The organism is Paenibacillus sp. ALJ109b, assembly GCF_010747435.1.
GTDB classification, from domain to species: Bacteria; Bacillota; Bacilli; order Paenibacillales; family Paenibacillaceae; genus Paenibacillus; species Paenibacillus taichungensis.
Genome location: NZ_JAAIFP010000037.1, coordinates 1 through 15696 on the forward strand (window position 1 = coordinate 1; position 15696 = coordinate 15696).

Below are 15696 nucleotides of genomic sequence, written 5' to 3' on the forward strand. Positions count from 1 at the left end.
GGTCGAGGGCTTATCCAAATATGCAGGTTATAAATCGCAAATTTCGTTTCGGATCTAGTTTTCAGAGAATAAACTCTGAATGTAAGCTAAGCTATGCGTTTGGTGGCGATGGCGGAGGGGTTCCACACGTACCCATCCCGAACACGACCGTTAAGCCCTCTAGCGCCGATGGTACTTGGACCGCAGGGTCCTGGGAGAGTAGGACGCCGCCAAGCAAAGAACCACTGCCGATGTTATTCGGTGGTGGTTTTTATTTGTTTATAAGCAAAAATACAGGATTAGTTATTTGAAGATGGACTGAAATCTGGCGTTGGAAGCTCATATAAATAGAGGTTGAATTGACCTTCAAAAGAGGGTAAATGAATGCCTTAAAAAGTCTTGAAATGAAGGTAACATTTTTGTTACGGAAAACGCATTCGAAACCAGTATAATAGGACTATGTTAAATATGCTAAAAGTACCTGACCACAGAGCTGGAATGTGCAGCTGTGAAAAGGAGGGTGTGTGTGACAAGTTGGCGAAGACTAGTTCTTCATTCGTTTCTCTTGCTCGGCCTGGTAGGCGTGCTTGTAGGATGCGGTGAAGCAGGATCTGCATGGACTTCTTATGAAGGAGCGGTAAACGAGAAGGGTTTCCCGGTTCCTAAAGTGGCGAATAAATCTGACCAGTCTGAAAACAATTCGGATATGGATTATGTTCGATATACGCTATCTGGTATTAGTGAGAGCACTAGTATTCCTGAGGTGTATCTAGACGAGATTAAGAGCTGGGGTTGGACAGAAAAGCAAGCCAAGAGTACATCCAATGACTCAAGTTCCCTACGTGTATTTGCTAAAGAAGGGCATACTGTACATCTAGCTGTACATGATGGCTTCTTCACGGTAATGGTTCCGAAAAGTGAAGCTGCTCAGACGACAGTAAAATCACTTGATGATGATGACTGAATGAGTTGTACTTTGATGTAATGGTTCGACAATTAACGGTGTAATGGTCCGTATGATAGTAAAGCTCCCGATCACTGATCGGGGGCTTTTTGTATTTATTTTTGTCTATCATGAACCATATTAGATGAGCAATGGATCGTTCGGAGGTTTTCATTTGGCGGTGACTTAACCAGGAGCTGTAGAGAGGCAGGCTTACAGCACTCACACAGGAGACATGAGGCATAGATAGCAAAGATAGTAGGTGCCTGTAGAGGCTGGTTTCAGTCGTCTGTAGAGCAACTAAACATAGAAGAGGGGAGAAGATACCGAAAGGAGCGATTATGAGCCTAATACATACTCAATATCAGAAACGGTATTCAATAAGCTAGGGAGTGACGGAACGGAAATGAATGAACTCTATTGGGGATAACCATTTTAACTATACCCACGCTGTGGATAAGGGAGAAAGGGAGGGAGAATGAATAAAGGTTATCCACTGTGGATAACCTTTAAGGTTTGGAAGCATGACGTAGTATTTAAAGAAGCGTGTCATAGGAGTGGTTACGTCAGTTTGAATAGAAGGTATGGATGAGCTTTAGCGATTTATGTATTACTGGGTTCTACTGTACATTGCGTGTAGGCAAGGTTATAGATAACAGATAGAAGAACGATTATTGCAGGTAGTAGGAGACATCTTGTTCATTTAATTTGATAAGCCCGTCTTTACGTTCGCGTGACAGAACAAGTACAACATATAGACGAGGTACAAGCAGCCACAGATGCCAGAAAATCAACGATAGGGTGAAGGACAAGGGTGACCATATTAAACAGACGGTAATGATGCATAATCCAATCCAGCTCATATTGAGGTGGACCCGGACGAACATACGGTAGCTAAAATGTTGGTCTGGAATATAGCCGAACCAAGGCATTTTGAGATTCCATCGCCAACGACGTGCATAGGAGGTACGGACCAGCAGTAATATGGTTCTGGCGATGACATAATGTATCCATAGTGTGATCGGGCCTGCCAGGATAAAGTAGAAGAGGCCGGTCCAGGAGAATGCTAACAGATTAAACAAAAGCATAATTACAGGTAAAGACAGATAGCTGAAGATTACGCTGCGGGCAATGGCCTTTTTTTTCAGAAGCCGGTATTGATAAAAGGTTGCTTTATTCTCCGGTTCGGCGATCATACGATTACAAATCCTCCTTCTGGGATCACGTTCATTTGTAAAAGGTATTCGTTTTCATAAATAAGGAAATGGATGACGCTGAGTTGCACATTTGAACCTTGTATGTACTCCAGATTGATGTACAAGATATGGAAGTAGAATAATTCTATACAAGTATACCTTTGAACGACCTGGCTGTCAGGTTCTGAATGGTGATGTATTATATATCGGCTGAAAATCCAAGTTTTTTTAAGATTATAGAATATAAGTTTTTCTTAGCTGTAGAAGCAGGAGATAATTACATAAGAAATACAATGAAGTGCGGGAATGTTTCTTGTAATGGCTGTCCAAAATGGTTTTCATATAATAGAAGAAATTGCAGGTCTGCGAGGTTTTAGAGACGTTATAAGGTTAAGGAGAAGGGGTAACAAATGCAGGCTGTCTCGCTGAAGTATAGAACGAATGGCATTTTTCTTCTGTTTGTTTTCGGTACAGACACCCATAGAGGGGTAGGCGAATATATATATTTTATAGAAAGAAAGCACTATGAAAAGGTTTAAAATAATAGAAACTGTGCAATACTGATAGTAATACGTAAAACAAGGTGGGATGGTTGATGGAAGGACACGCCGAACACACATGCATTATCTGCGAACAGACCAAAAGAGAAGGCATTTTTATTGTATCTGAATTTATATGTGACGCTTGCGAAGCAGAAATGGTTCATACGGATGCACAAGATGCCAAGTACAATTATTTTATTCATCAGATGAAGCAGATTTGGGTGCAAAAGAACGCATAAAGAGCGTTATATCATATTAGTGATACATCACATTGATTTGTATCGATGTGCATAGAGGCCCTAGGGGCCTTTTTCTGTTTCTATCAGGTAAATAAGAAGGGGAAAATGGACATGATAAGCACCCATGGGGTGACTGGATATGATGCTGCTGCATCGGTGGAAACGGTGGTTTGCACGGGGGCTGGACAATTCCTGATATAATGAAAGGAGAAGTGCTTTACCTACACATTTTGAATACAGCAGATCGTAGGAGAGAAATAAGCGTGGAAAGGTCTCTGTTGTTAGAGAGAGCATTGGTACGGACCGTATCAAAATTTATAAATGTACAGGATGATTATTCAATGGAGCATAAATCAAATACCGCACCTTTATATGAGGCGTTGCTTGCGTATCGTGATTCAGGGCAGCGTTCTTTTCATGTACCTGGGCATAAGAATGGACAAGTCTATCGAAGGTTACTGGAGCAAGCGGACCAGCAGCAGTTAGATGGGGGAGCTGGTGAAATTCAGCGAAATGAGGATCAGGCAAAAGGAAAACAAAGTTTGGGATGGCCAGTAACTGAAGGGGAAGAGTGCTTCAGACAAGCTGAGGAACAAGGACAAGGGCATGGCAGTGAAATTCGCGGGCTGACGGTTCATGCTGGGAATGGAACTGACGGATCTGCAGCAGATGTAGATGTAGATGTAGATGTAGATGTAGTACCGGTGAGTGCGTTTCTGGAGATGATGCGGCTGGATGTAACGGAAATCTCGGGGACGGACGACTTGCATCATCCAGAAGGGGTTATATTGGAGGCACAGCAGCTGGCAGCGGATTGTTTTGGAGCAGAGGAGAGCTTCTTTCTTGTCGGAGGCAGTACGTCTGGTAATTTGTCTTTACTGCTGACCGTATGTAATGAACCTAATAGTCTAGTACTGGTACAGCGTAATGTGCACAAGTCCGTCATTCACGGGTTGATGCTGGCAGGCACAAGGGCTATATTCCTGGAGCCATGGGTTGATCCAACGAGTGGACTTGCGGTGATGCCGTCGCTTGAGACGGTGCAGGCCGCTGTCCTAGCATATCCTGAGGCAAAGGGAGTACTTGTGACTTTGCCCAATTATTATGGAATGGGCGCTGATCTGAAGCCCATTGCTGAGGTGTGCCATGAGGCAGGCATGCCGCTGCTCGTGGATGAAGCGCATGGCGCGCATTATGGGCAGCATCCGGAGCTGCCAGCCTCCGCACTGTCTTGCGGAGCAGACGGTGTGGTGCAGTCGACCCACAAGATGCTGTCTGCTTTCACCATGGGAGCCATGCTGCACGTTCAAGGACCACGGTTAAACCGGTCCTTGCTGCGTCAGCGTCTGGCCATGGTGCAAAGCTCAAGCCCATCGTACCCGGTGATGGCTTCGCTTGATCTTGCGCGCCGTCTGCTGCATACGCAGGGCGCGAATGCCTTCACGGCGGGGCTTGCCGCCTTGGACGCCTTTAAGCGTGGCCTCGCGGAGCTGCCGCGCTTCGGGTTGCTGCAGCCGGAGCAGTTGCTGCAGCAAGAGCCGCCAGCCGGGATGAAGCCGGCAGCTGGCGGTAAGTCGGAGGCCGCCGGTGCACCGGGGCGGACTGAAGCTCTGCCCGCGGCGGCGTTGCCTTCAGCCGCGGGGTACACCGCTCAGGACCCGTTCAAGGCCGTCATTTATGACGGCACAGGGGTGCTGAGCGGTTATGGGCTGCAGCAGCAGCTGGAAGCGCGCGGCTGCGTGCCCGAAATGAGCGACGAACGATACGTCGTACTGCTCTTTAGCCTGGGCTCGACGCTGCGCGATGCCGAGCACCTGTTGCAGGCTTTACAGCAAATTAGCCTTGAACAGGAGCAGAGCCAATCTCTTGGTGAGCAATCACAGCGTTTTACAAAAGAGGCTGCAAATTATATTTCCACGTGGAACAATTTTCAAGAAGGCACTCCTTTTTCGGAGCCTATCCCTTTTACGTTGCAGCCGATTATGGAGGAGGATACGACAGAGGTATCCATTGATAATTGTGTAGGTCTTCGCTCTGCGGAGATGGTTATTCCGTATCCTCCCGGCATACCTCTTGTGTACGCTGGTGAGCGAATAAGTGTGGCCATGATAACACGTATTAAGCTGCTGAGAGATGAAGGAGCAAGGTTTCATGGTGTATCGGATACTTCGCTGCAATCATTGAAAATCATCAGGGAATAATTGAGTTTAGAAGACACGCTTTGAATTTATGCAAAATGCTCAAACAAGTTAGGACATCATTGTTGTCTGGACATAAGAAAGAAGGGAACAAACCTTGGATATTCCGCTAAAAAAATATACGGGAATAGTCCTGCAAGTCATACTGATGTACGGTTTTTATTGGATAGGCAACCTGGTTCAGGCTGTACTGCATCTGCCGTTAACAGGAAGTATTGTCGGGATGCTGCTTCTATTCATCGTCATTCAACTGGGATGGATCAGAATAAGCTGGGGCGAAGAAGGATCATCCTGGCTTCAATCGAACTTGCAATTATTATTTATCCCTCCCACGGTGGGCATAATCAATCATTTTGATTTTTTTAGAGCCAATACGGTGCTGCTTGTTCTGGGGTTGATCGTTAGTACATTGGTTACCTGTCTGTTGTCTGCGAAAATCAGTGAATGGCTCATGGCGTGGAGATCGACGCATCAAGGCAAGAAGGAGGCGATCTCATGCTCGCATTCATCCTCGGAATCGGAATGATTGCCTTGACCGTGGCTATATATATTCCGGCGACTCATCTATATAGAAGGTTGAAGTGGCCGATCCTTATGCCCGTCTTGACGGCAACGACTGTAATCGTACTGATTCTGGTCCTTTCCGGTATTAAGCTCGATACGTACATGCTTGGTGGCAAATGGATACAGGAGTTATTGGGGCCGGCTGTAGTTTCTCTGGCATTTCCTTTGGCGAAACACCTTGATGTACTGAAACGGAATATTATCCCGATATTAGGGGGGACCTTGGGTGGAAGCATCGTTGGCATGTCCACAGGGGCCGCCATATCGCTGCTGCTCGGTTATCCGCAAGATATCGTTATTGCTTTATTGCCCAAATCCATTACGACACCCGTTGCCATTCAACTGGCTGATCAGGTGGGAGGAAATTCATCCTTTACTTCGTTATTTGTGATGATAGCGGGATTTTCGGGGATATTATTGGGACCCCTGATATTGAAATGGGCAAGAGTAAGTAGCAAAAATGCGTATGGGATCGGACTCGGCTCGGCTTCCCACGCATTGGGCATGGCAAGATCCTTTGAGTATGGAGAAAATGCGGTAGCACTGAGTTCCGTATCCATGATTGTCAGTGCTATTGCCGGCTCTGTCATGCTCCCTCTATGGGTATGGTTGATTTATGGCTGATCAGGCTATGTGCCTTAACAGAAATATTGGAGAATAGCTGACCGTTAACGCGGGATCATGTATAGTAGTTATAATAAGAAAGCTTGTACCAAACTCGAAATACTTTCAAACCAATCTATGGAGTAATTCATGAACATACACCTCTGGGCGGGTTCATTCATAGTCTGGAGTATGAGAGGATCGAGATTGTAGTTATCGCAGCACAATTAGGAGCAATTATCGATATAGAAAGCAGGGAAGCATATGCAGGGCAGAGGTAAATTCATTACGTTGGAAGGGGGAGAAGGGTCCGGCAAAACAACGATGATCAGTAAGCTAGGTTCTTACTTTGAAGAACAGGGTATACCATATGTAGTTACTCGGGAACCTGGCGGGATTGAAATTGCGGAGAAAATACGTGCCATCATTCTCAATCCTCTTCATACGGCAATGGATGCAAGAACCGAAGCGCTGCTCTATGCAGCTGCACGCAGCCAGCATCTGGCAGAGAAGGTGGAGCCTGCATTGAAGGCAGGGAAGACCGTTATCTGTGACCGATTTGTCGACAGCAGTCTGGCCTATCAAGGATACGCTCGTGGTCTTGGTGTAGAGAATGTTTGGGCCATCAATCGGTTTGCAATAGGTGAACTAATGCCAGATGTCACGCTCTATCTGGATATCGAGCCTGAAGCAGGGCTCGCCCGCATTGATGCCCACGATGGACGTGAAGTTAACCGCCTGGATCTCGAAAGTCTGGAGTTCCACCGCAAAGTGCGTGAAGGCTATTTTCTGCTGAAGGAACAGTTTCCTGACAGGATCAAAGTCATCGATGCTTCTCAAAAGCAAGAAGAGGTCTTGGCAGCAATGATTTTGTCGCTTGAGACAGGGATTTTGAAGGATTTTGACGAGTAATTGTCTAATATATAGACAGGGCATTTCACAAGGTGCTTATTATCTGAAGGAGGTTATGCAGGATGAAACTGATTGTTGCGATTATACAGGATAAAGACAGCAACCGATTATCCAGCGCATTGGTCAAAGCAAATTTTCGGGCTACGAAATTGGCCAGTACCGGTGGATTTTTGAAGGCAGGCAACACGACGTTTATGATCGGTGTCGATGATGGTCAGGTCGAGTCCGTAATGAACGTCATTCGCAGCAGCTGTAAGGTTCGTGAACAGCTCGTGACTCCAGTCACTCCGATGAGCGGAACAACCGACTCTTACCTGCCGCTACCTGTCGAAGTTCAAGTAGGTGGAGCTACCGTGTTTGTTCTTCCGGTAGATCGATTCGAACACTTTTAATGATGCATTTCGCATAAATCCTATTGAGCGTCCTTCTTGTTATCAAGAATCGCGTTCTCTGTCCGGAAAAAACTTTTCGATCAGGGAAGATTTTATTTCGGACAGAGGTTGACTAACCAACGAATAGATCCATGTGGTGATATTTAACTACTATTATATATAGAGTATGATGTAGCACATATATAAGGTCTCCTCCATGCACAGGCGCAGCGCGCACTGTGCTGATGGTCGATTGGCCTACTAAGGTAGAAAGCAGGCGTTTCCATGAAAATCAATCCTGGATTCCGACCGATGCAGAGTGGACTCAGTTCTTCCGATTCCGGCTCCAAACCGGTTCAATCCAAAAATTTCTCTGATATGATGAATCACCAGGGTGAACGGGCATCACAGGCTGAACTTACCCGCCGATTAAGTGAAATTCAGATGCAGGGTGATCGTTTGTCACGTTCCATGACCATTCGAGAATTAAAAGCATACAAGCAGCTTGTAAAAAGATTTCTGGAGGAAACGGTCCGTCGTGGTGTGTCTATGAAAGAGACTCGAGGATGGGATCGTCGGGGAAGAGGGAAACGTTACAAGTTAATTGATGAGATTGACTCTGCCTTATTATCTATGGCTGATGAGCTTTTGGAAACAGAAGAGGGCAAGATTACGTTATTACAGCAAGTAGGAGAAATTCGGGGAATGCTTATTAATTTAAGCTTCTGAGGAGGAAGTATGTCCTTTCAACAAATTATGGGTCAGCAGGCAGCCAAGCAGATGTTACAGAGCAGTTTGAGACGCCATGCCATAAGTCATGCCTATTTGTTTAGCGGACCATCCGGCAGTGGACAGTTGCAGACGGCGATCACATTTGCCAAAGCAATATTCTGTACAGAGCTTGAAGATGATGCCTGCGGACAGTGTCTTGAATGTCGTAAGGTGGAACATGGAAATCATCCGGATCTAACCATGCTTGCACCGGATGGAAATAACATTAAAATTGATCAAATTCGGGATCTGCAGCGTATCTTTTCGTACCGTTCAGAGGCGGGGCATCCCAAAGTATATATTATTGAACAGGCTGAGAAAATGACTGTCCAAGCGGCCAACAGCTTGCTGAAGTTTCTGGAAGAACCTCAGGTGCCCGCGGTAGGCATTTTGATTACGGATAATGGACAGGCTATGCTGCCCACCATTCGTTCACGCTCTCAATTGGTTCCTTTCAGTGCATTGAATCCGGAAGAGATGCTGCAATCGCTGATTGCGGAAGGGCACCCTGCCAATCTGGCTCGCTCTGCCGTCCATTTAGCGTCAGGATTGGAAGCATGTAGAGAAATTCTCCAGCAGAATTGGTTTGCAGAAATTAGAAACGTAATGTTACAATTAGGGAAGGAGTCCCTGGGTAGAGGAAGTACATCATTGATCTCTGCACAGCAGAAGCTTTTTAAAACCGGACTCTCAGAACACCTGGATACGATGCTTAGCCTGTTCCATTTATGGTTCAGGGATATGCTGTATGTCCAGTATGGTAGGCATGAACATATCGTTTTTATAGATCAGTTGGACATGCTGTCTCAGTTGGCCCATACCCGCAGCACCGAGCAGTGGGTTTCCTACATGGATATGGCCGCAGCATGCAGAAAAAAATTGCGTTTCAATGTCAATGGCCAGCTTTGTCTGGAGCAATTTTTGATCGGTTTGGCATAAGACTGGGAGAGGAAGATTTTGTTCCAATCATATGCAAACGGTTATAACTTCGGCGGGTTCCCTAAGAAGACAGGGCTTCAGACGAAGTGGGATTGGCTTACGAGGGGGTTAATTTTTTGTACAGTGTAGTGGGTGTCCGTTTCAAAAAAGCGGGCAAAATTTATTACTTCGATCCCCTGGACCTTCCCATTGAAAAAGAAAACTGCGTTATCGTGGAGACAGCGCGGGGGGTAGAGTACGGTAAGGTTGTCGTTGGCAAGAAAGAAGTAGGCGAGTCTGATGTGGTGTTGCCGCTCAAAAAGGTCATCCGGGTTGCGGGCGAGACAGATGCCCGTGTCGTAGATGAGAACAAGCGCGCAGCAAAAGAAGCATTCGGTACTTGTTTAAATAAAATCAAAGACCACGGCCTCAAAATGAAGTTGGTCGATGTGGAATTTACGTTTGATCGCAATAAAATTATTTTTTATTTTACAGCTGAAGGAAGAGTAGATTTCCGGGAGCTGGTCAAGGATCTGGCAAGCATTTTCCGGACACGGATCGAACTGAGACAGATCGGTGTACGTGATGAAGCAAAGATGCTTGGAGGAATTGGACCTTGCGGCCGAGTATTATGTTGTTCTTCCTGGCTGGGAGACTTTGAGCCGGTATCAATCAAGATGGCTAAAGATCAGAGCCTGTCACTGAATCCGACGAAAATTTCCGGGTTGTGCGGAAGACTCATGTGTTGTCTGAAATTTGAGCATGATAACTATGAAAGTGTGAGAGAAGAATTGCCGGCTGTAGGCAAGTTGGTCGTCACCTCATTGGGTGAAGGAAAAGTTGTCGGCATTAATGCCGGTAATCGCACAGTCCATGTTCAACTGTTCGACATCAGTAAAGTCAAAGAACTTCCGCTGGATGACGTCGTTATCAAGTAAACCATAAAGGTTGCTTCGGGGTGGAAACTTGGAAAAGAAAAATCTGTTTACGCACATTCATGAAATGGAAACCCAATTGGGTCAGTTGCACAGTGATTTAGGAGAGTTAAAAATGATTGTTAAAGAGCTGCTTGAAGATAATCAGCGGCTTACCATCGAGAATGAGCAGTTACGCAAACTGCTGAAGCGTGAGGCCCCGGCAGATTTGCCCATCGCATCTGCACTCGCTCCGGTAGCAAGGCCTGCGGGTCCTGCTACTGGTGAAGATGTTGTAGGTGAAGGGTATGATAATCTTGCTCGGTTGTATCACGAAGGATTCCACATCTGCAATGTCTATTATGGACATTTGCGGACGGAAGGCGATTGTCTGTTCTGCCTGTCTTTTTTGAATAAATGAAGTGGCCGTAGGGATCCCCTACGGTTTTTTTTCAAGGTTAAGAACCTTGTCTGAGATATAGAGTACCGGAGGATGAGTGTATCATATGACAGAAATATCAGTAAAACTGCAAGATTCGGAGCGAATCGACGATTTGCTCTCTCATGATTTGAAGATTATTCAAAGTGATGAAGTGTTTAGTTTTTCAATGGATGCCGTATTGTTGGCCCGATTTGCTTCAGTACCGAAACGTGGTCGTGTGCTTGATTTGTGTACAGGCAATGGGGTTGTTCCCATTCTGTTGACCACACGGACTCAGGCGAGTCTGGAAGGCATTGAAATTCAGCCGCGATTGGCAGATATGGCACGCCGTAGCATTCAACTGAATGCATTGGAAGAATCCATTACGATCCATGAAGGTGATTTACGTGAACTCGTGAAAGAAACGGGCCATGCTGTATACGATGCTATAACGGTTAACCCTCCGTATATGCCCTTGAATGGAAGTGACCTCAAGATGAACACTCATCAGGCCATGGCACGTCATGAAATCGGATGTACGCTGGAGGAAGTCATTCAGGCCTGCAATCGACTGGTGCGCAATGGCGGTAAAGTATCCATGGTTCATCGTCCGCAGCGTTTAGGTGAGATCATCTCTCTGATGCGTGAGTATAAACTTGAACCGAAGCGAATTCGGATGGTACATCCCCGTGCTCATTTGGAAGCCAATATGGTGTTGATTGAAGCACTCAAGGATGGGAAACCGGAGGTACGCATGCTTCCACCACTGATTGTCTACAATGAAGAGGGGAAATACTGCGAAGAAATTATGGACATATATTACGGTGCACAGCATGCACAACGTACAACGGAAGGAGGGTTATAGATGACATTGCATATTCAGAAGAGCTACGCAGAGCGGTCAGATGATGCCGGTAAACTATATTTAGTAGGAACACCAATCGGTAATCTGGACGATATGACATTTCGAGCAATTAAAACATTGCAGAGCTGTGACATCATTGCAGCGGAAGACACACGTCAGACCCGAAAGCTGCTTACCCATTTTGAGATTACACCATCGATGTTGTTCAGTTACCATGAGCATAATAAGGGAGCCAGTGGGCCTGAACTAATACGCTATATAATAGAAGGAAAAAATTTGGCACTCGTCAGTGATGCCGGTCTGCCGGCCATTTCGGACCCTGGTTCCGATCTTGTAAAACTTGCGCTTGAAGCTGGAATTACGGTCATTCCCATCCCTGGAGCCAATGCCGCGTTATCAGCTCTGATCGTATCCGGTTTACCGACGGAGCGTTTCACATTCGGCGGTTTTTTGCCGCGGGAGAAAAAAGACATGCGAAAAGTGATGGAATCTTTTAATGAGTCCAACGGTACGTTGTTATTTTATGAGTCCCCTCACCGTATTCGCAAAACGTTAGCCTATCTCGAAGAGATTTTGGGTGATCGCTCGATCGTACTGGCACGTGAGCTGACGAAACGTCATGAGGAGTTCGCAAGAGGCAGTATCCAAGAATGCATAGAATGGCTTGAGGAACATCCGCCCCTTGGAGAATATTGTTTGCTTGTAGAAGGTATCAGGGAAGAGGAGCGTAAGGCGGAGCGGGAAGCCTGGTGGCAGCTGCTGTCTTTGGAGGATCATGTGAGCCATTATGAGAATGAAGGACTTAGTCGAAAAGATGCGATGAAGAAAACGGCAACAGATCGGGGTTTGACGAAACGAGATGTATATAACGCGTTAATCTAATAACGAATCAATAAATAGAGAACATACACTTAAAGGAACCTTAGGTCCAACCTTAATGGAATATGAAAACGAGTAGAGCGGAGAAAAAAATATATTACGAACGTCACCGCTCTTCTTTTTGGAGTTGTATAGACTCGTAGCTCTATTTTTGGGGTAATGAAAACCAATAATAAAGCAAAAAAATACCTTCCAGCGGTGGGGTTCACACCGGGAAGGCGATCAAGGAATATAAAAAGGTTAGAAATAACAATTTAATAAGACTATTATAGCGGATATTTCTTATTTTGTCACAGGTGCAGGGATTTCGGAAATACATTCGTTACAAACAATTTTACCTTTGAAATAAGTAACGTTCTCTGCATTGCCACAGAAGATACAAGCTGGTTCGTATTTTTTCAACATGATGCGCTCGCCGTCAACATAGATCTCAAGAGCATCTTTTTCACCAATACCGAGCGTACGGCGCAATTCGATTGGAATAACTACCCGTCCCAGTTCATCCACTTTTCTTACAATACCTGTTGATTTCATCATTATAATCAGTGCTCCTCTCAGCTAACGATCATTGTCATTATTCGACATTATTTTATGTTTTATGATACTCATCATACCAACGATTCCCAAAACAGTCAACCTTAAAATTAGCTTAAAATAAAGGCTGTTTTTGATAAGATTACGAGTGGTAAGGGATTGGAAGCCATTTTTCGTATTTAAACATCAATGTCAGCTTTGTCGATTTGGAAAACGACAAAACTACCTTATTCGACAAGATTCGTCAAAGCGTGTCGAATCCTTGGTGGTATTATACTGAAAAGCGACAAATACAAACGATATTTAAAGGAGTGAATAGACATGGAACAGCGTTTAACGGAAGAAAAGGTGTTTAAAGATCCGGTACATAATTATATCCATGTGCAAGATCCGATTATATGGCAGTTGATTAACACGCCCGAGTTTCAACGTTTACGCCGAATCCGTCAGTTGGGAACATCGTTTCTTACTTTCCATGGTGCAGAGCACAGCCGCTTCTCACATTCCTTGGGCGTTTACGAAATTACGCGTAAGATTATTTCCCAATTCGAAAGAAGTCACTATTCAGATTGGCCAAAGGAGGAAAAGACGGTAGCCCTTTGCGCAGCATTGCTCCATGATCTTGGACATGGGCCATTCTCTCACTCTATAGAAGAAGCTTTCAATATGAATCATGAGGATTGGACTTGTCGGATCATTACAGGTGATACCGAAGTAGGGGCGATCTTAAGACGGTATGCTCCTGATTTTCCCGAGAAGGTGGCTTCTGTTATTCAAAAAACGTATGAGCAACCTATTGTTGTTAATTTGGTTACCAGTCCGCTCGATGCGGACCGCATGGATTACTTGCTTCGGGATGCCTACTTTACAGGTGTAAATTATGGGACGATTGACCTTGACCGTATCCTGCGTATGCTTCGTCCATATCACGGACGAATTGTGGTCAAGGAGTCTGGCATGCACGCCGTGGAGGATTACTTGATGTCCAGGTACCAGATGTACTGGCAAATTTACTTTCATCCGGTTACCCGGAGTTCGGAAATTATATTGCGGCAAATATTTAAGCGGGCAAAAAGTCTCATACAGCAAGGTTTTCAATTCCGCTTCATGATTGATCCACTGCCCCAGTTATTCAATGGAGATTTATCAGTGGAAGAATATTTGCAACTGGACGAAGCTTTGATTCAGACGGCATTTATGCAGTGGCGCAAAGAGGACGATACTGTTCTAAGTGAGTTATGCGAACGATTTATAGATCGCAAATTATATAAGTATGTAGAGATTGAACAGATCGACGTAAACATGATTGAAGAGATTCGGGAAGCCTTCACTGTAGCCGGTCTCAATCCCGAGTATGATCTAGAAATTGATTTTCCAACGGATAATCCGTATGATGTGTTTCGTCCGGATGAATCCACGGACAAGCAGATTTTGCTGCTTGATCGGCAAGACAAGTTACATGAGTTGTCAGAGGTGTCCGACATTGTCCGTTCAATCAGTGGTCTTCATCGCGGAAAACATCATTTGTATTATCCGCAGAATAAGGTGGATGCGATTGTTCATGAATTACCGTCCCATATTCGCCCCTATTTCTCACATTAAATGATGTGCAATGCTGTTCAAGAATCATGATGCAAAAAAGCTTTCGAAAAGAGCTATTTTTCATGATACAGTAATCTGCTTTAATGGAGAGTACATGTAGATCGACATAATTTTGTAATCTGAGCAATTAGAATACAACCCAAGTTGCTAAAAATAACACATATAGATATGAAGGAACTTGTTCGTTCTACATGTTGTGTTCAATAAACTAATGGAATGAAATATAAAAAAACATGATCCAATTTAGTAATATTTATGTTCTGGTTAAGATGTACAGGATAGATTAAAAAGAGATAGTCGTTTATTCGACATGAAGGGAGAAATACAGCATGATGTTGTTCGACACACACACACACCTGGATGCACCACAATTCGACGAGGACCGCGAGGAAATGATTCAGCGTGCCGTGGATGCAGGCGTTGGTCGCATGATTAACGTGGGCTTTAATCGGGAGACCATTCCGTCCACGATGAAGCTGGCTGAAACCTATGATTTTATCTATGCTGCGGTAGGTTGGCACCCAGTGGATGCAATCACGATGCAGGAGGGTGATCTGGAATGGATTGCATCTTTATGCAAGCATGAAAAAGTGGTAGCCATTGGTGAAATTGGTCTAGACTATTACTGGGACACTTCACCGAAAGAGGTTCAACATCGCGTATTACGACAACAGATTGGTCTTGCCCGTGAGTTAAATATGCCAATTGTCATTCACAACCGGGATGCGCATGAGGATATTGTAAAGATTCTGCGTGAAGAGAAGGCCGGGGAAGTAGGCGGTGTTATGCATTCCTTCTCTGGCAGCTGGGAAACAGCGAAGATGTGCCTGGATTTGGGCTTTCATCTTTCCTTCGGAGGGCCAATCACGTTCAAAAATGCGAAGCAGCCCAAAGAGGTTCTTGAGAAGGTTCCTATGGACCGATTTTTCATCGAAACGGACGCCCCTTATTTGACACCGCACCCTTATCGTGGAAAACGAAATGAGACAGCGCATGTACGTCTGGTTGCAGAAGCAGCTGCGGAAATTAAAGGCATTTCGGTAGAGGAAATTGCAGCAATAACGACCAAAAATGCCATGGAACGATTTGGGATTCGTTAAAATATCGAGCAAAACAGGTGAAAAAGTGAGTTAGGCGGAGTTAATTTGCTTTTTGATCCAAATAAATCAAGAATATTACAATATTTTAACCAAATATTTAGAAAAACGTACTTGAACAACGCTTTACAACATGCATAGAAACAGG

17 protein-coding genes and 1 rRNA gene are annotated in these 15696 nt (G+C 44.9%); 16 read left to right on the top strand and 2 right to left on the bottom strand.

The window, feature by feature from the left end:
- The first annotated feature begins 98 nt into the window (after window positions 1-98).
- A 5S ribosomal RNA gene (gene rrf / locus G3352_RS28785) occupies window positions 99-215 on the top strand.
- A 290-nt stretch (window positions 216-505) separates the two neighbouring features.
- Window positions 506-943, top strand: a complete 438-nt coding sequence (locus G3352_RS28790; protein WP_076292105.1) for a hypothetical protein — start codon at window positions 506-508, stop codon at window positions 941-943.
- Between the two features lie 650 nt (window positions 944-1593).
- Here the strand turns inward: G3352_RS28790 and G3352_RS28795 are convergent.
- Complete coding sequence (locus G3352_RS28795; RefSeq protein ID WP_063568461.1) at window positions 1594-2118, bottom strand: hypothetical protein; 525 nt, start codon at window positions 2116-2118, stop codon at window positions 1594-1596.
- Window positions 2119-2713: 595 nt separating this feature from the next.
- Here G3352_RS28795 and G3352_RS28800 point away from each other — a divergent pair.
- From G3352_RS28800 to rsmI, 12 genes are all read left to right on the top strand, one after another.
- Entirely contained in the window at window positions 2714-2899 is a 186-nt protein-coding gene (locus tag G3352_RS28800) for a sigma factor G inhibitor Gin (protein ID WP_024633689.1), read from the top strand.
- Window positions 2900-3240: 341 nt separating this feature from the next.
- Window positions 3241-5100, top strand: coding sequence for an aminotransferase class I/II-fold pyridoxal phosphate-dependent enzyme (locus tag G3352_RS28805; RefSeq protein WP_163761474.1), 1860 nt, complete (start codon window positions 3241-3243; stop codon window positions 5098-5100).
- 94 nt (window positions 5101-5194) lie between these two features.
- Window positions 5195-5623, top strand: coding sequence for a CidA/LrgA family protein (locus G3352_RS28810; RefSeq protein WP_163761475.1), 429 nt, complete (start codon window positions 5195-5197; stop codon window positions 5621-5623).
- Entirely contained in the window at window positions 5593-6285 is a 693-nt protein-coding gene (locus G3352_RS28815; protein WP_163761476.1) for an LrgB family protein, read from the top strand. The genes G3352_RS28810 and G3352_RS28815 overlap by 31 nt, the downstream gene beginning before the upstream one ends.
- Before the next feature lie 243 nt (window positions 6286-6528).
- On the top strand, window positions 6529-7176 hold the full coding sequence (tmk, locus tag G3352_RS28820) for a dTMP kinase (RefSeq protein ID WP_091001839.1): 648 nt from the start codon (window positions 6529-6531) through the stop codon (window positions 7174-7176).
- A gap of 62 nt (window positions 7177-7238) precedes the next feature.
- Window positions 7239-7568, top strand: coding sequence for a cyclic-di-AMP receptor (locus G3352_RS28825; protein WP_017691391.1), 330 nt, complete (start codon window positions 7239-7241; stop codon window positions 7566-7568).
- A 264-nt stretch (window positions 7569-7832) separates the two neighbouring features.
- Entirely contained in the window at window positions 7833-8276 is a 444-nt protein-coding gene (locus G3352_RS28830) for a YaaR family protein (protein WP_024633694.1), read from the top strand.
- A gap of 9 nt (window positions 8277-8285) precedes the next feature.
- On the top strand, window positions 8286-9257 hold the full coding sequence (gene holB / locus G3352_RS28835) for a DNA polymerase III subunit delta' (RefSeq protein ID WP_063567539.1): 972 nt from the start codon (window positions 8286-8288) through the stop codon (window positions 9255-9257).
- Between the two features lie 116 nt (window positions 9258-9373).
- Entirely contained in the window at window positions 9374-10174 is an 801-nt protein-coding gene (locus G3352_RS28840) for a PSP1 domain-containing protein (protein WP_024633696.1), read from the top strand.
- A gap of 28 nt (window positions 10175-10202) precedes the next feature.
- Complete coding sequence (gene yabA / locus G3352_RS28845) at window positions 10203-10571, top strand: DNA replication initiation control protein YabA (RefSeq protein WP_024633697.1); 369 nt, start codon at window positions 10203-10205, stop codon at window positions 10569-10571.
- Window positions 10572-10656: 85 nt separating this feature from the next.
- Window positions 10657-11436 carry a tRNA1(Val) (adenine(37)-N6)-methyltransferase gene (locus G3352_RS28850; RefSeq protein ID WP_076292110.1) on the top strand — a complete coding sequence of 260 codons (780 nt, stop codon included), beginning with the start codon at window positions 10657-10659 and terminating at the stop codon, window positions 11434-11436.
- Window positions 11437-12318, top strand: coding sequence for a 16S rRNA (cytidine(1402)-2'-O)-methyltransferase (gene rsmI / locus G3352_RS28855; RefSeq protein ID WP_163761477.1), 882 nt, complete (start codon window positions 11437-11439; stop codon window positions 12316-12318). It abuts the gene before it with no gap.
- A gap of 279 nt (window positions 12319-12597) precedes the next feature.
- Here the strand turns inward: rsmI and G3352_RS28860 are convergent, their stop codons facing one another.
- Window positions 12598-12852 (bottom strand): AbrB/MazE/SpoVT family DNA-binding domain-containing protein, encoded by a 255-nt coding sequence (locus tag G3352_RS28860; protein WP_024633700.1) that lies wholly within the window; start codon window positions 12850-12852, stop codon window positions 12598-12600.
- A gap of 318 nt (window positions 12853-13170) precedes the next feature.
- Here G3352_RS28860 and G3352_RS28865 point away from each other — a divergent pair, with 318 nt between their 5' ends.
- Together G3352_RS28865 and G3352_RS28870 are read left to right on the top strand one after the other, a co-directional pair.
- A complete protein-coding gene (locus G3352_RS28865; protein ID WP_076292112.1) occupies window positions 13171-14451 on the top strand; it encodes an HD domain-containing protein in 1281 nt (426 codons plus the stop codon).
- A 329-nt stretch (window positions 14452-14780) separates the two neighbouring features.
- Window positions 14781-15551: a TatD family hydrolase gene (locus tag G3352_RS28870; protein ID WP_175382525.1), complete on the top strand. Its 771-nt coding sequence runs from the start codon at window positions 14781-14783 to the stop codon at window positions 15549-15551.
- The last annotated feature ends 145 nt before the right edge of the window (window positions 15552-15696 follow it).